The organism is Enterobacter cloacae complex sp. SHL009 (assembly GCF_049237205.1).
GTDB classification, from domain to species: Bacteria; Pseudomonadota; Gammaproteobacteria; order Enterobacterales; family Enterobacteriaceae; genus Enterobacter; species Enterobacter cloacae_M.
On sequence record NZ_JBMKIW010000002.1, the window covers coordinates 397,022 to 414,022 of the forward strand.

A 17,001-nucleotide genomic window follows, 5' to 3' on the forward strand; every position below is an offset into this window, starting at 1 on the left:
AGCGTCACGGTGCAGAAGATACCGCAAAAAGATGCCCTGAATCCCCGCTACACCATGCTTAACGATTCAGCAAATTTTTTAATGTTGCTTTTTTGTAAACGGATTAACACTGTGCAGAAATCCTGCTATGCTGCCCGACGCGGTATCGGGCATTTACCCTACAAACTGCTGTCTCACAGGAGCGTGAAGAGAACGCCCGCCGCATATGACAATGAGAGCGAGGAGAACCGTCGTGCTAGAAGAATACCGTAAGCACGTAGCAGAACGTGCCGCCGAGGGAATTGTACCCAAACCTTTAGATGCAACCCAAATGGCCGCGCTCGTCGAGCTGCTGAAGAACCCGCCTAAGGGCGAAGAAGAATTCCTGTTAGATCTGCTGATCAACCGCGTACCGCCTGGCGTAGATGAAGCTGCCTACGTAAAAGCCGGATTCCTTGCTGCTATCGCCAAAGGCGAAGCCACCTCCCCACTGGTTACTCCTGAAAAAGCCATTGAACTGCTCGGCACCATGCAGGGTGGTTACAACATTCATCCGCTGATTGACGCGCTGGATAACGACAAGCTGGCACCGATTGCCGCTAAAGCGCTCTCTTCTACGCTGCTGATGTTCGATAACTTCTACGATGTGGAAGAAAAAGCCAAAGCGGGCAACGTCTATGCGAAGCAGGTGATGCAGTCCTGGGCTGATGCCGAATGGTTCCTGAACCGCCCAGCGCTGGCTGAAAAAATCACCGTTACCGTCTTTAAAGTGACCGGTGAAACCAACACCGATGACCTCTCTCCGGCACCGGACGCGTGGTCTCGCCCGGATATCCCTCTGCACGCCCTGGCGATGCTGAAAAACGCCCGTGAAGGTATTGAGCCGGATCAGCCGGGCAGCGTTGGCCCGATCAAACAGATCGAAGCCCTGCAGAAAAAAGGATTCCCGCTGGCCTATGTGGGTGACGTTGTGGGTACCGGTTCTTCCCGTAAGTCCGCAACCAACTCCGTGCTGTGGTTCATGGGCGACGACATTCCGCATGTGCCAAACAAGCGCGGCGGCGGCCTGTGCCTCGGCGGCAAAATTGCGCCAATCTTCTTCAACACCATGGAAGATGCGGGCGCACTGCCGATCGAAGTGGATGTTTCTAACCTGAACATGGGCGACGTGATTGACGTTTACCCGTACAAAGGCGAAGTGCGCAACCACGAGACCAACGAGCTGCTGGCAAGCTTTGAGCTGAAAACCGACGTGCTGATCGACGAAGTGCGCGCCGGTGGCCGTATCCCGCTGATCATTGGTCGTGGCCTGACTACCAAGGCGCGCGAAGCGCTGGGTCTGCCGCACTCTGACGTTTTCCGTCAGGCGAAAGACGTTGCTGAAAGCAACCGCGGTTATTCTCTGGCACAGAAAATGGTGGGCCGCGCGTGCGGCGTTGCTGGTATTCGTCCTGGCGCGTACTGCGAGCCTAAGATGACCTCCGTGGGCTCTCAGGACACCACCGGTCCAATGACCCGTGACGAACTGAAAGACCTGGCGTGCCTGGGCTTCTCTTCTGACCTGGTGATGCAGTCCTTCTGCCACACGGCGGCCTATCCGAAGCCGGTTGACGTGACCACGCACCACACGCTGCCAGACTTCATCATGAACCGCGGCGGCGTTTCCCTGCGTCCGGGTGACGGCGTCATCCACTCCTGGCTGAACCGCATGCTGTTGCCGGATACCGTGGGTACCGGCGGTGACTCCCATACCCGTTTCCCAATCGGTATCTCCTTCCCGGCGGGCTCCGGTCTGGTGGCGTTTGCTGCTGCGACGGGCGTGATGCCGCTGGATATGCCGGAATCGGTGCTGGTGCGCTTCAAAGGTAAAATGCAGCCGGGTATCACCCTGCGCGACCTGGTTCACGCGATCCCGCTGTATGCGATTAAACAGGGCCTGCTGACCGTTGAGAAGAAAGGGAAGAAAAACATCTTCTCTGGCCGCATTCTGGAAATTGAAGGTCTGCCGGATCTGAAAGTGGAGCAGGCGTTCGAGCTGACCGATGCTTCCGCCGAGCGTTCTGCGGCGGGCTGTACCATCAAGCTGAACAAAGAGCCGATTATTGAGTATCTGAACTCTAACATCGTGCTGCTGAAGTGGATGATTGCAGAAGGCTACGGCGACCGTCGTACGCTGGAGCGTCGTATCCAGGGCATGGAGAAATGGCTGGCCGATCCGCAGCTGCTGGAAGCCGATGCTGACGCAGAGTACGCGGCGGTGATCGACATCGATCTGGCGGATATCAAAGAGCCAATCCTGTGTGCACCGAACGATCCTGACGACGCGCGTCCGCTGTCTGAGGTTCAGGGCGAGAAGATCGACGAAGTGTTCATCGGATCCTGTATGACCAACATCGGTCACTTCCGTGCTGCCGGTAAGCTGCTGGATACCCACAAAGGCCAGCTGCCAACCCGTCTGTGGGTGGCGCCGCCAACGCGTATGGACGCGGCTCAGCTGACCGAAGAGGGCTACTACAGTGTGTTTGGTAAGAGCGGTGCGCGTATCGAAATCCCTGGCTGTTCCCTGTGTATGGGCAACCAGGCGCGCGTAGCCGACGGTGCGACGGTGGTTTCCACCTCTACCCGTAACTTCCCGAACCGTTTAGGTACCGGTGCGAACGTCTTCCTGGCCTCTGCGGAGCTGGCGGCGGTTGCGGCGCTGATTGGCAAACTGCCAACGCCGGAAGAGTACCAGACCTTTGTGGCTCAGGTGGATAAGACGGCGGTAGATACCTATCGCTATCTGAACTTCGACCAGCTTTCTCAGTACACCGAGAAGGCCGACGGGGTTATCTTCCAGACGGCGGTATAAACAGCAAAACCGTCTCTACGAGACGGTTTTGAGTATTTGCACCCTCTCCCGTGGGAGAGGGACGGGGTGAGGGCACCAGGCCGCAGGGTCTTGCTCTCACCTTTTTATTTTTATTCCTCCCACCTCTCCCGCTTTTTTTCTTCCTCGCTGCTGCGATAATTACCGTAATGGCTTTGCAGAGGAAAACACTATGGATTACGAATTTCTGCGCGACATCACCGGAGTGGTGAAAGTGCGTATGTCGATGGGCCACGAAGCCGTTGGACACTGGTTTAACGAAGAGGTGAAAGAAAATCTTGCACTTCTTGATGAAGTTGAACAGGCGGCAAATACGGTGAAAGGCAGTGAACGATCCTGGCAGCGCGCCGGGCATGAATATACGCTGTGGATGGACGGTGAAGAGGTCATGGTGCGTGCCAACCAGCTCGAGTTTTCAGGTGACGAGATGGAAGAGGGGATGAGCTACTACGACGAAGAGAGCCTGTCGATGTGCGGCGTAGAGGATTTCCTTCAGGTGGTAAATGCCTACCGCGACTTTATGAAACAGAAATAAAAGACCGGAGCATCCCTGCTCCGGCTTGCTCTTACACGGCCGGAATATTGCGGCCGTAGTAAATCTCGCGCATCTCTTTCCAGAGCAGGTCAGTAATCGCCTTACGCTCTTCTTCGCTCAAATCTTCCGGCTTCGTGTGGAACATGTAGTGCTTAAGGTCAAATTCCTTAAGTAACATCTTGGTATGGAAGATGTTTTCCTGATACACGTTCACGTCCATCATGTCGTACAGCGATTTCATGTCCTCGGACATAAAGTTCTGGATGGAGTTGATCTCGTGGTCGATGAAGTGCTTCATGCCGTTGACGTCACGGGTAAAACCGCGCACGCGGTAATCAATGGTGACGATGTCCGATTCCAGCTGGTGGATTAAATAGTTCAGCGCGTTCAGCGGTGAAATCACGCCGCAGGTCGAGACTTCAATATCGGCGCGGAACGTACACAGCCCGCCTTCCGGGTGACTCTCCGGGTAGGTGTGCACGCAGATATGGCTTTTATCCAGGTGGGCCACGACCACTTCCGGCAGCGGGCCCGGATGTTCAGTTTTGTCGATAAGCTTCGGGTCGACCGGCTCTTCGCTGACCAGAATGGTCACGCTGGCGCCCTGAGGTTCATAATCCTGTCGGGCGATGTTCAGGATGTTTGCGCCGATAATGGAACAGGTTTCTGACAGGATCTCGGTCAGACGGTTGGCGTTGTAGAGTTCGTCGATATAGGCGATGTAACCATCGCGTTCTTCCGCTGTTTTGGCATAGCAGATATCGTAAATACAAAAACTCAGGCTTTTCGTCAGGTTGTTAAAGCCATGCAGTTTAAGCTTTTTCAATTAGCTCACCCCCTTAGTGGATAATGCGTCTTGCAGGTACTGCGGCAGAGCAAACGCTGCGGTATGGATAGCCGGATTGTAGTATCTGCACTGAAGACCGGCCTGATGGAAGCGGGCCTGAATAATTTCGGTGGAGAGATGGCGTAATACGTCGTTATCGGTCGCCCAGGCAAAGGTCATGATCCCGCCGTAGTAGGTTGGAATTGCCGCCTGATAGAAGCTGACATCATCGAAATAGGTGCTCAGCTTCCGGTGGCTATCCAGCGCTTCATCCTGCTGCAGGAAGCAGACGCCATTTTGGGCGACGAAGATCCCGCCCGGGTTCAGGCAGCGCTTGCAGCCTTCGTAGAAGGAGGATGTAAACAGCGACGCGCCGGGGCCGATTGGGTCGGTGCAGTCGGAGATAATGACGTCAAAGGTCTGCGAGGTCTGGTTAACAAAGTTAACGCCGTCGTCAATCACCAGGCTAAAGCGCGGATCGTCATAGCTGCCGGCATTGTGGTTGGGCAGATACTGGCGGCAGAAAGAGACGACGCCCGCATCGATTTCCACCATGGTGATGGTTTCAATGGAACGATGGCGGGACACTTCACGCAGCATTGCGCCGTCGCCGCCGCCGATAATCAGGACATGCTTCGCGTGACCGTGCGCCAGCAGCGGAACGTGGGTCATCATTTCGTGATAGATAAACTCGTCGCGCTCGGTGGTTTGCACCACGCCGTCCAGCGCCATCACGCGGCCAAAGGCGGCGTTTTCGAAGATGATGAGATCCTGGTGATCGGTTTTCTCATGATAGAGCACGTTATCAACGGCAAAGTACTGACCAAACTGGTCATGCAGTGTTTCATGCCACAACGTGTGGTCGGCCATACGCGGACTCCTCCTTTGTTAACATCCGTTACGCTCATAAAAAATGAGCGAAACATGATAGCTAACTATAACCGTGGTTGCACGGCTATAGGTTCAACAGGGGGCGTCGGGAAGGTTATTTGACGTAGGCGAGCAGGCTGAGTGAGTCGCGAGCCAGCGCTTTGCATTTTTTGGCAGTGGGAATACCAATACCGCTCAAGTCACGGTAGCTGTCTTCGCCGAGCGCCTTCATGTCGAAGCTGTCGTAGTTGCTGAGATCCCACTGGTTTTGCTGGGCAAAAAAGACCAGCGCGCGGCGAATTTGCCCGTTGGGTAAATTCTGGTAGCCACAATCATTTTTCAGGAATACAAAAACCGCCGTTAAATCGGCCATATCTTCCGCTTCATTTTCACTTAGCGCATAGCTGTTCGCACACATTGCCATCAGGCTTCCGAACAAAATTGTCCTGAAAAACGTCTTCATTGCTTCTACCACTTCTTCACGGAAAATTAACGTTAGCATACTTGATGCCGGTGCGACGATCTTTATTATTGCCGCTTTACTTGACCTTCCGGTAAGGGGAGGGTTTATGCTCAAAAGATCGCCTGCTGGAAATAAGGAAATGAACATGCAACGTCGTGATTTTTTAAAATATTCCGCTGTGCTGGGGGCTGCCAGCGCATTACCACTCTGGAGCCGCGCGGTTTTCGCGGCCGACAGGCCTGCCTTACCCATTCCTGACTTACTGACCGCTGACGCCCGCAGCCGTATCCAGCTTGTGGTTCAGGCCGGTAAAACGACGTTCGGCGAGCACCACGCCACGACGTGGGGCTATAACGGCAATTTGCTCGGTCCGGCGCTTCAGCTACGTAAAGGGAAAACGGTGACGGTGGATATCCACAACACGCTCGCCGAAGAGACGACGCTGCACTGGCACGGGCTGGAAGTGCCGGGCGAGGTGGACGGCGGGCCGCAGGGCATCATCAAAGCGGGCGGTACGCGCAGCGTCACCTTTACGCCCGATCAGCGCGCGGCGACCTGCTGGTTCCATCCGCATCAGCATGGCAAAACGGGCCATCAGGTGGCGATGGGGCTGGCGGGGCTGGTGCTGATTGAAGACGACGAAAGCCGCCTGCTGCGCCTGCCGAAACAGTGGGGCATCGACGACGTACCGGTGATTGTGCAGGACAAGAAATTCAACGCTGACGGGCAAATTGACTATCAGCTGGACGTGATGAGCGCGGCGGTAGGCTGGTTTGGCGACACGCTGCTGACCAACGGCGCCATTTATCCTCAGCACGCCGCGCCGAAAGGCTGGCTGCGCCTGCGCCTGCTCAACGGCTGTAACGCGCGCTCGCTGAATTTCGCCGCCAGCGATAAACGCCCGCTGTATGTGGTAGCCAGCGACGGCGGGCTGCTGCCGGAGCCGGTGAAGGTGAGCGAGCTGCCGATGCTCATGGGCGAACGCTTTGAGGTGCTGGTGGATATCAGCGACGGCAAGCCGTTTGACCTCGTGACGCTGCCGGTGAGCCAGATGGGGATGGCGGTAGCACCGTTTGATAAGCCGCATCCGGTGCTGCGTATTCAGCCGCTGCTGGTGGCCGCTTCCGGCACGCTGCCTGATACGTTAACCACGCTGCCAGCCCTCCCTTCGCTAGAGGGGCTTACGCAGCGCAGGCTGCAGCTCTCCATGAACCCGATGCTCGATATGATGGGCATGCAGGCGCTGATGGCGAAATATGGTGATAAGGCGATGGCGGGGATGCACCACGGCCAGATGATGGGCCATATGAATATGGACCACGGCAAAATGGGCGGCATGGGGAATATGAATCACGGCGAACATGGCTTTGATTTCCACAACGCCAACATGATCAACGGCAAAGCGTTCGACATGAATACGCCGATGTTTGCTGCGACAAAAGGTCAGCTTGAGCGCTGGGTGATTTCAGGCGAAGGGGACATGATGCTGCATCCGTTCCATATCCACGGCACCCAGTTCCGTATTCTTACAGAAAACGGCAAAGCGCCGGATGCGCATCGCGCGGGCTGGAAAGATACGGTGAGAGTGGAAGGCGGCGTCAGCGAGGTGCTGGTGAAGTTTGACCACGAGGCGCCGAAGGAGTTTGCCTATATGGCGCACTGCCACCTGCTGGAGCATGAAGATACGGGGATGATGCTCGGCTTTACCGTATAAAAAAAGCCGGGTGGCGGCTTCACCTTACCCGGCCTGGATTTCGCACTTGCGGCCTGATGCCCTCACCCTGACCCTCTCCCACAGGGAGAGGGAACAAACACAAAAACGGCAACCGAAGTTGCCGTTTTGCTTTTATTTGCCTTCGTCAGGCAACGCATACGCGACGATATAGTCGCCCATCTTGGTGCCAAACGAACCGTGACCGCCGGCAGAGATGACAACGTACTGCTTGCCATTCACTTCATAGGTCATCGGCGTAGCCTGCCCGCCAGCCGGCAGACGGCCTTGCCACAGTTTCTCACCGTTGGTCATGTTGTACGCGCGCAGGTAGTTATCTGCGGTTGCTGCGATGAACAGCACGTTACCGGCGGTGGAAATTGGGCCACCCAGCATTGGCATACCCATATTAAACGGCACAGGAACCGGCATCGGGAACGGCATGCTGTCCTGCGGGGTACCAATACGTTTTTTCCACACGATCTGGTTAGTTTTCAGATCCAGACCGGAGATGTAACCCCAGGCAGGCTGTTTACACGGCAGACCAAACGGCGACAGGAACGGGTTCAGCGTTACGCCGAACGGTACGCCGTACTGCGGCTGAATGCCGGCTTCGGTACCGCTGCCTTTCGCGTCTTTCGGCTGTTCCATTGGGTTGCCCGGACCGCGTGGGATCAGACGGGAAACGAACGGCAGCGCCATCGGGTTGGCAATTGCCACCTGACGGTTAGGGTCAACGGAGATCCCGCCCCACTCGAACATCCCCAGGTTACCCGGGAAGACCAGCGTGCCCTGCTCAGAAGGCGGCGTGAAGATGCCTTCATAGCGCAGCTGATGGAACATCACGCGGCACACCAGCTGGTCAAACATCGTGGCACCCCACATGTCTGCCCCGCTGAGGTCTTTCTTCGGACGGAAGCTCAGGTCGGAGAACGGCTGGGTTTTGCTGACGTAGTCGCCTTTCGCCGCACCCTGCGGAACCGGTTTTTCCGGGGCAGGCACAACCAGCTTGCCGTTGCTGCGATCCAGTACGAAGATGTTGCCGGTTTTCGCCGGAGCGTAAATCACCGGTACGGTTTTACCATCAACGGTAATGTCCGCCAGCGTCGGCTGGGACGGCATATCCATATCCCACAGATCGTGGTGTACGGTCTGATAGCTCCAGGCCAGCTTACCGGTGGTTGCGTTCAACGCCACGATAGCGCTGGCATAACGTTCCTGCTCCGGCGTGCGGTTACCGCCCCAGATATCTGGCGTGGTCACTCCCATTGGCAGGTAGACCAGGTCCAGCTTCGCGTCATACGCCGCTGGTGCCCAGGAGTTTGGCGAGTTAAAGGTAAAGGTGTGCTCGTCCGACGGGATCGCGTTGGGATCTTTCGCGCCCGGGTCGAAGGCCCACAGCAGTTTACCGGTGTTCACGTCGAAACCACGGATAACACCGGAGGTTTCACGCGTGGAGAAGTTATCCGTTACCGAACCGGCAATCACGATGGTTTTATCGGTGATGATTGGCGGCGAGGTGGGCTCATACAGACCCGGCGTGGTGTCCGGCATGTTGGTCTGCAGGTTCAGGATACCTTTGTTGGCAAAGGTTTCGCACAGCTTGCCCGTTTCGGCATTGATGGCGAACAGACGGCCATCGTTCACCGGCAGCATAATGCGGCGAGGACAGTCAGCAATGACTTCCGGGCTCGCATTATCGGCACGCGCTTCGTGGTAAGAGACGCCGCGGCAGGTTACGTGCTGGAAGGACGGGTTGGAATTCAGCTGCGGATCGAAGTGCCATTTCTCTTTACCGGTGGCCGCGTCAAGCGCGAACAGACGCTGGTGCGCCGTACACAGATAAAGCATGTTGCCGACTTTAATCGGCGTCACTTCGTTGGTCAGCTCGCCCGGATCGTTCGGCATCTTCACATCGCCGGTACGGAATACCCAGGCTTCCTTCAGGTTTTTAACGTTGTCCGCGTTGATCTGCTTCAGCGGAGAGTAGCGTTGACCTTCCTGATTACGACCATACGCAGGCCAGTCGCCGTCAGCGACCTGGGAGATAGCTGCCGCAGGCGTGGATTCTGCGTTCAGCGTACCGTTGATCTCCTGCGGGTCATTAAAGCCGGCCCAGGTCAGAATGCCGCCGGTAATAAGCAGGGCAACAACCAGGCCCGCTACCGCACCGCTGGAAGGCACAATCAGGCGACGCCAGACGAACGGCAGGATCAGCCAGATACCGAAGAAGACCAGGATGTCGCTGCGCGGCGTCAGTGCCCAGAAGTCAAAACCGACTTCCCAGACGCCCCAGATCATGGTGGCAAGAAGGAGGGCGGCATACAGCCACAGTGCAGATTGTTTTCTACGCAACAGCAGGACGGTTACGGCAACCATAACCAGACCCGCAATCGGGTAGTACCAGGAGCCGCCTAAAGCGACCAGCCAGACGCCACCGATTAACAGATACAGCGCGCAGAAGGCTGCGAATGCGGCTGTTAATGTCACCAGTAGACGCGGCTGTTTAGAGTTTGTTTCAGCCATAGAAAGTGTACTCGTCAGTTTTTGTTAATAATTTGCTAGCAACTAATTATAGGTATTAACAAGTGTGATCGGAATCACAATATTTGCTTTTTATAACTCATACGCCAGGCTTATCCATTTGCTGATATAATGGCTGGCTTGCGTATCAGTGCTGGATATTAACTCATCCGTATTGAGAGATTTTCACTAAAATCATTTGGTTAGTAATATGAAACATACTGTTGAAGTGATGATCCCGGAAGCCGAGATCAAAGCGCGTATCGCCGAACTGGGTCGTCAAATCACCGAACATTACAAGGACAGCGGCAGCGAAATGGTGCTGGTCGGTCTGTTGCGCGGCTCTTTCATGTTCATGGCAGACCTGTGCCGTGAGGTGCATGTGCCCCATGAGGTCGATTTTATGACCGCCTCCAGCTACGGCAGCGGCATGTCCACTACCCGTGATGTGAAAATCCTGAAAGATCTGGATGAAGATATTCGTGGCAAAGATGTGTTGATCGTTGAGGACATCATCGACTCCGGCAACACGCTGTCAAAAGTGCGCGAGATCCTGAGCCTGCGTGAACCAAAATCTCTGGCGATTTGTACGCTGCTGGATAAACCTGACCGTCGTGAAGTGCAGGTGCCGGTAGAGTTCGTGGGCTTCTCGATTCCGGACGAATTCGTCGTCGGTTACGGCATTGACTACGCGCAGCGTTATCGTCATCTGCCGTATGTGGGGAAAGTGGTACTGCTGGACGAGTAGTTGCAGGCTGATGCCCTCACCCCGGCCCTCTCCCACAGGGAGAGGGAGAACATTCCCGGCTTTATTTATGGTTCACATGCTTAAGCTGAAGGTTGGCAATCCCCGAACGGTAACGCTGCTCCAGCGTTTCGCGGTTGGTGGCGGTTACTTCCAGATTGCGCAGCAGGCCATCGTGAATACCGTACGCCCAGCCGTGGATAGAGACCTTCTGCCCGCGTTTCCACGCTGACTGCATGATCGTTGAGTGGCCCAGGTTATACACCTGCTCCATCACGTTGAGTTCGCAAAGGGTATCCATGCGACGTTCCTGCGGCATTTCGCCCAGCAGTGAGCTATGTTTGAACCAGATATCGCGGATGTGCAGTAGCCAGTTATCAATGAGCCCCAGTTCCGTGTTTTCAACCGCCGCCTGCACGCCGCCGCAGCCATAATGGCCGCAGATGATGATGTGCTCGACTTGCAGAACGTCCACGGCATACTGAACAACAGAAAGACAGTTGAGATCGGTGTGAATTACGAGATTGGCGACATTGCGGTGAACAAACAGTTCGCCGGGTTCAAGGCCGGTCAGGCGCTCCGCCGGTACGCGGCTGTCGGAACATCCAATCCAGAGAAAGCGTGGGTTCTGAGCCTGCGCGAGTTTTCCAAAAAATCCGGGGTCTTCCTCCACCAGCATTTTTGACCATAGTGCATTGTTGCTGATGAGTGTATCTATGTTGTTCATGGAGGTTAGCGACCTGTAACCGAGTTATTGCGTTGCGCTACTATAGGGTAACCCGACTTTTAATGAAACCACACAACGTGTGTAAGAACTGAAGGTAAGTTAATTTCATGGCAATTGCACTGGAGCTTGAGCAGCTTAAAAAAACCTATCCGGGTGGCGTTCAGGCGCTACGCGGAATAGATCTGAAAGTAGAGGCCGGTGATTTTTACGCGCTTCTGGGGCCGAACGGGGCGGGGAAATCGACCACCATTGGGATTATCAGCTCGCTGGTCAATAAAACGTCCGGCCGGGTGAGCGTCTTTGGGTACGACCTGCAAAAAGATGTGGTGAACGCCAAGCGCCAGCTGGGGCTGGTTCCGCAGGAGTTCAACTTCAACCCGTTCGAGACGGTGCAGCAAATTGTCGTTAACCAGGCGGGCTATTACGGCGTTGAGCGTAAAGAGGCCCTCGAGCGTAGCGAAAAATACCTTAAGCAGCTCGATCTGTGGGAAAAGCGTAACGAACGCGCGCGCATGTTGTCCGGCGGGATGAAGCGCCGCCTGATGATCGCCCGTGCGCTGATGCATGAGCCAAAACTGCTGATCCTCGATGAGCCGACTGCGGGTGTCGATATCGAACTTCGTCGTTCCATGTGGGGCTTCCTGAAAGATCTCAACGACAAAGGCACCACCATTATTCTGACCACCCACTATCTGGAAGAGGCTGAAATGCTGTGCCGCAACATCGGCATCATTCAGCACGGCGAGCTGGTGGAGAACACCTCGATGAAGAATCTGCTCTCCAAGCTGAAATCCGAAACCTTCATTCTCGATCTGGCGGCGAAAAGCGCGCTGCCAAAACTTGAAGGCTACAACTATCGTCTGGTGGATACCTCGACGCTGGAAGTGGAAGTGCTGCGCGAGCAGGGGATTAACAGCGTGTTCTCACAGCTGAGCGCGCAGGGGATTCAGGTGTTAAGTATGCGTAACAAAGCGAACCGACTGGAAGAGCTGTTTGTCTCTCTGGTACATGACAAACAAGGAGACAAGGCATGACGCATCTTTACTGGGTCGCGCTGAAAAGTATCTGGGCGAAAGAGATCAACCGCTTTATGCGTATCTGGGTGCAAACCCTGGTGCCGCCGGTCATCACGATGACGCTCTATTTCATCATCTTCGGTAACCTGATTGGTTCCCGGATTGGTGAAATGCACGGCTTTACCTATATGCAGTTTATCGTGCCGGGCCTGATCATGATGGCGGTGATCACCAACGCCTATGCCAACGTGGCGTCGTCATTCTTCAGCGCCAAGTTCCAGCGCAATATTGAAGAGCTGCTGGTCGCGCCGGTGCCGACGCACGTCATTATCGCGGGCTATGTTGGCGGCGGCGTGGCGCGCGGGCTGTGCGTGGGGATCCTGGTCACGGCGATTTCGCTGTTCTTCGTGCCGTTCCAGGTCCACTCGTGGCTGTTTGTCGCGCTCACGCTGCTCCTGACGGCGATCCTGTTCTCGCTGGCCGGTCTGCTGAACGCCGTGTTCGCCAAAACGTTTGACGACATCAGCCTGATCCCGACCTTCGTGCTGACGCCGCTGACCTATCTCGGCGGGGTGTTCTACTCCCTGACGCTGCTGCCACCGTTCTGGCAGGCGCTGTCGCACCTGAACCCGATTGTCTACATGATCAGCGGGTTCCGCTTTGGCTTCCTCGGTATCACCGATGTGCCGCTGTTTACCACGGTGGCGGTGCTGGTGGTGTTTATCATCGCCTTCTACCTGCTCTGCTGGTCGCTGATCCAGCGCGGACGCGGGCTGCGCAGCTAATCTTTTGCCCGGCGACGTTCTGTTTGCCGGGCACTTTCTTTGACAGTTATCACCGTAAGCTAACCTTCACTCCGCTAAACTACTTGCCTGCTAAGGAGGGAGTTATGCTGGGATGGGTTATCACCTGCCACGATGAACAGGCGCAGGAAATGCTGGATAAGCTTGAAGCCAGATTTGGCCCGCTGGTACAGTGCCGGGCGATAAACTACTGGCGCGGGTTGAGCACCAACATGCTGAGCCGCATGATGTGTGATGCCCTGCATGAAACGGACACCGGCGATGGCGTGATTTTTCTTACCGATAAATCGGGCGCGGCGCCTTACCGCGCAGCCGCGTTGCTGAGCCATAAGCACGCGTGCTGTGAAGTGATCTCGGGTATTAACTTCTCCCTGCTGGCGTTAATGTATCCGCAGCGTGGATCCTTAAGCAGCGCAGAGTTTCGCCAGGCCATCGTGGCGCAGGGCGTTCCGGGCGTCAGCAGCTTGTGGCATCAGCAGCAAAAAAATCCTCCCTTCGTCCTGCTCCACGATTTGTATAAGAATTAAACGTTGGTATTGATGTCTCATTTGTTACAATAGCGGCAGTTTTCCGCACCGATTAAGACACCATGCTACCGCGCATTCTTTTCTTGCTATTGATGCTCATTTCCGGCGTCAGCTCAGCCAGTTTACTCAGTCAGCACACGCTGCCTGCCCAGTACATGCAAACCACCGAAGACGCGGCGATCTGGGCGCAGGTGGGGAACAGCGTGATCAACGTCGGTAACGTCCGCGCCGGGCAGATCCTGGCCGTTGTGCCCGCGGCGGCGGACTACTACGAATTTCGCTTTGGTTTTGGCACGGGGTTTATCGACAAGGGACACCTGGAGCCGGTTCAGGGGAAACAGCGCGTCGAGGACAGCCTCGGGGATCTCAATAAACCCCTCAGCAATCAGAACCTGATTACCTGGAAAGACACGCCGGTGTATAACGCGCCGTCGAGCGGCAGCGCGCCTTTCGGCACGTTAAGCGCCAATCTGCGCTATCCGATACTGAATAAACTGAAAGACCGTCTGAATCAGACCTGGTTCCAGATCCGCATCGGCAATCGTCTGGCGTGGATCAGCAGCCTGGACGCGCAGGAAGATAACGGACTTCCGATTCTGACCTACCATCATATTCTGCGTGATGAAGAGAACACCCGTTTTCGACATACGTCCACGACCACCAGCGTACGCGCGTTCAACAACCAGATGGCCTGGCTACGCGATCAGGGTTATACCACCCTGACGATGTACCAGCTTGAAGGGTACGTGCGTAACAAAATGAACCTGCCTGCAAAATCGGTGGTGATTACCTTTGACGATGGCCTGAAATCCGTCAGCCGCTATGCCTATCCAGTGTTGAAAGAGTACGGCTTCAAGGCTACCGCGTTTATTATCTCTTCCCGCATAAAAGGCCATCCGCAGAAGTGGGATCCAAAATCGCTGCAGTTTATGAGCGTGCAGGAGATTAAGGGGATTCAGGATGTGTTCGATATTCAGTCTCACACCCACTTCCTGCACCGCGTGGATGGGTATAAACACCCGATTTTACTGAGCCGCAGCTATCACGTGATTTTGTTTGATTTTGAACGCTCGCGTCGCGCGCTGGCGCAGTTTAATCCACGCGTGCTCTATCTTTCCTATCCGTTTGGCGGCTACGACAATAAAGCGATAAAGGCGGCGAATGACGCCGGTTTTCATCTGGCGGTGACGACGGTGAAAGGGAAGGTGAAGCCGGGGGATAATCCGTTCTTACTGAAACGCCTGTACATCTTAAGAACGGATTCGCTGGAGACAATGTCGCGGCTGATCAGTAATCAGCCGCAGGGATAGTGCTTAAGCAACCTGAACCGGAATCGCCTTCGCGGTACGTTTCATGTCGTTGTCGCCTTCAAAGTAGGCAACTTTCGGCTGCCAGCGGCGTGCTTCTTCATCAGACATCATCACGAAGCTGGCGATAATCACAATATCGCCCACGTCCGCGCAGTGCGCTGCCGCGCCGTTAACGGAGATGATTTTAGACCCGCGCTCGGCGGCGATGGCGTAGGTTGAGAAACGTTTGCCGTTGTTAACGTTCCAGATATCAATCGCTTCGTTTTCAAGGATGCCCGCAGCATCAAGGAAATCCTGGTCGATGGCGCAGGAGCCTTCATAGTGCAGGTCGGCCTGGGTGACTTTCACACGGTGAAGCTTACCTTGCAGCATTTTGCGAATCATTACGTTTACCTTTCATCTTCCGGGTAGAGAAACCTACGCCAGTTCAACCACTTTGTTGTCGATTAGGCGGGCCTGACCAAGCCATGCCGCCACCAGAATGACCGCACGTTTGCTGGTCTGTGTAAGCTCCAGAAGCGTGTCGGCATCGCGAATTTGAATATCATCAGCGCGGAAGCCTTTATCGTTCAGCGCCTGTTCAGCCAGAGCAATAATCTCTTCGGCCGTTAACTCTTTCGCCAGCAGCTGTTCTGCCATGGTGTTCATGACCTTGCTTAAGCCCGGCGCGATTTTACGCTGGTCCGCGGTCAGGTAGCCATTTCGCGAGCTGAGCGCCAGACCGTCTTTCGCGCGTACAATCGGTACGCCGACAATCTCGATATCGTAACCCATATCCGCAACCATCTTGCGGATCAGCGCCAGCTGCTGGAAATCTTTCTCACCGAAGCAGGCAACGTCCGGCTGCACCAGGTTGAACAGCTTGCTGACGATGGTCGATACGCCGCGGAAATGACCCGGGCGGCTTGCGCCTTCCAGCATGGTGGAAATGCCCGGTACGTCAACGTAAGTGGCCTCATCGGTACCCTGAGGATAGACATCCGCCGGTGCCGGAGAGAAGACAATATCCGCATGGCGTTTTTTGAGCTTCTCGCAATCTTCCTGCAGGGTGCGCGGATAGCGTGCCAGATCGTCGGCGCGGTCAAACTGCATTGGGTTAACGAAGATACTGACCACCACGATATCTGCACGGGCTCTTGCTTCGTCAACCAGCTTCATATGGCCGTCATGCAGGTTGCCCATGGTCGGGACCAGTGCGATACGTTTACCTTCCTGACGCGCGCGGCGGATATGCTGGCGAAGCAGCGGCAGGGTTTCAATGATTAGCACAACGAGACTCCTTAATGGAAACTGTGTTCTTCACCCGGGTAAACACCGGATTCAACGTCGGCAATATACTGCCTGACCGCAGCGCGCATGTCGCCCGCTTCGGTGAGGAAATTTTTGGCAAACTTCGGAATATGCCCGCCGGTGATGCCAAAGGCGTCGTGCATCACCAGGATCTGGCCGTCGGTCACGTTGCCTGCACCGATACCAATCACCGGAATCGACAGGGCTTCAGTAATACGCTTCGCCAGTTCAACCGGCACGCACTCCAGCACCAGCAGCTGGGCGCCTGCGGCTTCCAGCGCTAGAGCATCATCCAGCAGCGTCTGGGCGGCGTCACCGCGGCCCTGCACCTTATATCCACCAAAGATGTTGACGGACTGCGGCGTCAAGCCCAAATGGCCGCACACCGGCACGGCGCGCTCGGTGAGCATCTTCACCGTATCCACCAGCCAGGCGCCGCCTTCAATTTTGACCATGTTAGCGCCAGCACGCATAACCGCTGCCGCGTTTTCGAATGCCTGCTCCGGCGTGGCATAGGCCATAAACGGCAGATCGGAAAGCAGCAGGCAGGCTGGAGCCCCGCGGCGCACCGCACGCGTATGGTAAGCGATATCCTCAACCGTGACCGGCAGGGTGGAATCATGTCCTTGTACCGTCATCCCTAACGAATCTCCGACCAGCATGACGTTGATTCCCTCTTCGGCAAAGAGTTTTGCGAAGCTGTAGTCATACGCGGTGATGGTGGCGAAGCGTTTTTTTTCCTGTTTGCATTTCTGCAGTAAGGAGATGGTGGTTGGTTTCATACTGTTTCCTGATAGCCCAAAAGCG

Annotated in this window: 16 protein-coding genes; 8 read left to right on the top strand and 8 right to left on the bottom strand. The window is 55.5% G+C overall.

Annotated elements, in window-relative coordinates; translation table 11 throughout:
- Positions 1 to 232 precede the first annotated feature (232 nt).
- Together acnB and yacL are read left to right on the top strand one after the other, a co-directional pair.
- Positions 233 to 2,830, top strand: a complete 2,598-nt coding sequence (acnB, locus tag ACOTZC_RS08330) for a bifunctional aconitate hydratase 2/2-methylisocitrate dehydratase (protein WP_045355163.1) — start codon at positions 233 to 235, stop codon at positions 2,828 to 2,830.
- 190 nt (positions 2,831 to 3,020) lie between these two features.
- Positions 3,021 to 3,383, top strand: a complete 363-nt coding sequence (gene yacL, locus ACOTZC_RS08335) for a protein YacL (RefSeq protein ID WP_023310423.1) — start codon at positions 3,021 to 3,023, stop codon at positions 3,381 to 3,383.
- A 31-nt stretch (positions 3,384 to 3,414) separates the two neighbouring features.
- On the opposite strand, the gene speD is transcribed toward yacL, so the two are convergent.
- The 3 genes from speD to ACOTZC_RS08350 form a co-directional block, all read right to left on the bottom strand.
- A complete protein-coding gene (gene speD, locus ACOTZC_RS08340) occupies positions 3,415 to 4,209 on the bottom strand; it encodes an adenosylmethionine decarboxylase (protein ID WP_008501953.1) in 795 nt (264 codons plus the stop codon).
- Positions 4,210 to 5,079, bottom strand: a complete 870-nt coding sequence (gene speE, locus ACOTZC_RS08345) for a polyamine aminopropyltransferase (protein WP_023310424.1) — start codon at positions 5,077 to 5,079, stop codon at positions 4,210 to 4,212.
- A gap of 115 nt (positions 5,080 to 5,194) precedes the next feature.
- On the bottom strand, positions 5,195 to 5,542 hold the full coding sequence (locus ACOTZC_RS08350) for a YacC family pilotin-like protein (RefSeq protein WP_014882582.1): 348 nt from the start codon (positions 5,540 to 5,542) through the stop codon (positions 5,195 to 5,197).
- 145 nt (positions 5,543 to 5,687) lie between these two features.
- On the opposite strand from ACOTZC_RS08350, the gene cueO reads away from it, so the two are divergent.
- Entirely contained in the window at positions 5,688 to 7,256 is a 1,569-nt protein-coding gene (cueO, locus tag ACOTZC_RS08355; protein ID WP_163354417.1) for a multicopper oxidase CueO, read from the top strand.
- 132 nt (positions 7,257 to 7,388) lie between these two features.
- Here cueO and ACOTZC_RS08360 read toward each other — a convergent pair whose 3' ends face one another.
- Positions 7,389 to 9,779 (bottom strand): glucose/quinate/shikimate family membrane-bound PQQ-dependent dehydrogenase, encoded by a 2,391-nt coding sequence (locus tag ACOTZC_RS08360; protein WP_059445810.1) that lies wholly within the window; start codon positions 9,777 to 9,779, stop codon positions 7,389 to 7,391.
- Between the two features lie 208 nt (positions 9,780 to 9,987).
- Between ACOTZC_RS08360 and hpt the strand changes: the two genes are divergently transcribed.
- Positions 9,988 to 10,524 carry a hypoxanthine phosphoribosyltransferase gene (gene hpt / locus ACOTZC_RS08365; RefSeq protein WP_008501948.1) on the top strand — a complete coding sequence of 179 codons (537 nt, stop codon included), beginning with the start codon at positions 9,988 to 9,990 and terminating at the stop codon, positions 10,522 to 10,524.
- Between the two features lie 61 nt (positions 10,525 to 10,585).
- On the opposite strand, the gene can is transcribed toward hpt, so the two are convergent.
- Positions 10,586 to 11,248: a carbonate dehydratase gene (gene can, locus ACOTZC_RS08370; RefSeq protein WP_008501947.1), complete on the bottom strand. Its 663-nt coding sequence runs from the start codon at positions 11,246 to 11,248 to the stop codon at positions 10,586 to 10,588.
- Positions 11,249 to 11,355: 107 nt separating this feature from the next.
- Here can and ACOTZC_RS08375 point away from each other — a divergent pair, with 107 nt between their 5' ends.
- The 4 genes from ACOTZC_RS08375 (at position 11,356) to ACOTZC_RS08390 (ending at position 14,904) form a co-directional block, all read left to right on the top strand.
- A complete protein-coding gene (locus ACOTZC_RS08375) occupies positions 11,356 to 12,282 on the top strand; it encodes an ABC transporter ATP-binding protein (RefSeq protein WP_003856300.1) in 927 nt (308 codons plus the stop codon).
- Complete coding sequence (locus tag ACOTZC_RS08380) at positions 12,279 to 13,049, top strand: ABC transporter permease (RefSeq protein ID WP_023310428.1); 771 nt, start codon at positions 12,279 to 12,281, stop codon at positions 13,047 to 13,049. The genes ACOTZC_RS08375 and ACOTZC_RS08380 overlap by 4 nt, the downstream gene beginning before the upstream one ends.
- A 104-nt stretch (positions 13,050 to 13,153) precedes the next feature.
- Positions 13,154 to 13,594 (top strand): PTS sugar transporter subunit IIA, encoded by a 441-nt coding sequence (locus ACOTZC_RS08385; protein WP_163354421.1) that lies wholly within the window; start codon positions 13,154 to 13,156, stop codon positions 13,592 to 13,594.
- A 62-nt stretch (positions 13,595 to 13,656) separates the two neighbouring features.
- On the top strand, positions 13,657 to 14,904 hold the full coding sequence (locus ACOTZC_RS08390) for a polysaccharide deacetylase family protein (RefSeq protein ID WP_023310430.1): 1,248 nt from the start codon (positions 13,657 to 13,659) through the stop codon (positions 14,902 to 14,904).
- 3 nt (positions 14,905 to 14,907) lie between these two features.
- Here ACOTZC_RS08390 and panD read toward each other — a convergent pair whose 3' ends face one another.
- From panD to panB, 3 genes are read right to left on the bottom strand one after another with little or no spacing between them, the layout of a single operon-like run.
- Positions 14,908 to 15,288 carry an aspartate 1-decarboxylase gene (panD, locus tag ACOTZC_RS08395; protein WP_006810068.1) on the bottom strand — a complete coding sequence of 127 codons (381 nt, stop codon included), beginning with the start codon at positions 15,286 to 15,288 and terminating at the stop codon, positions 14,908 to 14,910.
- A 33-nt stretch (positions 15,289 to 15,321) separates the two neighbouring features.
- A complete protein-coding gene (gene panC / locus ACOTZC_RS08400; RefSeq protein WP_023310431.1) occupies positions 15,322 to 16,173 on the bottom strand; it encodes a pantoate--beta-alanine ligase in 852 nt (283 codons plus the stop codon).
- Between the two features lie 11 nt (positions 16,174 to 16,184).
- Positions 16,185 to 16,976, bottom strand: coding sequence for a 3-methyl-2-oxobutanoate hydroxymethyltransferase (gene panB, locus ACOTZC_RS08405; protein ID WP_023310432.1), 792 nt, complete (start codon positions 16,974 to 16,976; stop codon positions 16,185 to 16,187).
- Positions 16,977 to 17,001: the final 25 nt, after the last annotated feature.

Bases quoted from the DNA above. Each gene is read 5' to 3' on its own strand.
- hpt (WP_008501948.1), top strand. From the start codon at position 9,988: ATGAAACATACTGTTGAAGTGATGATCCCGGAAGCCGAGATCAAAGCG.
- ACOTZC_RS08350 (WP_014882582.1), bottom strand. From the start codon at position 5,542: ATGAAGACGTTTTTCAGGACAATTTTGTTCGGAAGCCTGATGGCAATG.
- ACOTZC_RS08380 (WP_023310428.1), top strand. From the start codon at position 12,279: ATGACGCATCTTTACTGGGTCGCGCTGAAAAGTATCTGGGCGAAAGAG.
- yacL (WP_023310423.1), top strand. From the start codon at position 3,021: ATGGATTACGAATTTCTGCGCGACATCACCGGAGTGGTGAAAGTGCGT.
- ACOTZC_RS08385 (WP_163354421.1), top strand. From the start codon at position 13,154: ATGCTGGGATGGGTTATCACCTGCCACGATGAACAGGCGCAGGAAATG.
- panB (WP_023310432.1), bottom strand. From the start codon at position 16,976: ATGAAACCAACCACCATCTCCTTACTGCAGAAATGCAAACAGGAAAAA.
- ACOTZC_RS08375 (WP_003856300.1), top strand. From the start codon at position 11,356: ATGGCAATTGCACTGGAGCTTGAGCAGCTTAAAAAAACCTATCCGGGT.
- speE (WP_023310424.1), bottom strand. From the start codon at position 5,079: ATGGCCGACCACACGTTGTGGCATGAAACACTGCATGACCAGTTTGGT.
- panD (WP_006810068.1), bottom strand. From the start codon at position 15,288: ATGATTCGCAAAATGCTGCAAGGTAAGCTTCACCGTGTGAAAGTCACC.
- ACOTZC_RS08360 (WP_059445810.1), bottom strand. From the start codon at position 9,779: ATGGCTGAAACAAACTCTAAACAGCCGCGTCTACTGGTGACATTAACA.
- cueO (WP_163354417.1), top strand. From the start codon at position 5,688: ATGCAACGTCGTGATTTTTTAAAATATTCCGCTGTGCTGGGGGCTGCC.
- ACOTZC_RS08390 (WP_023310430.1), top strand. From the start codon at position 13,657: ATGCTACCGCGCATTCTTTTCTTGCTATTGATGCTCATTTCCGGCGTC.
- can (WP_008501947.1), bottom strand. From the start codon at position 11,248: ATGAACAACATAGATACACTCATCAGCAACAATGCACTATGGTCAAAA.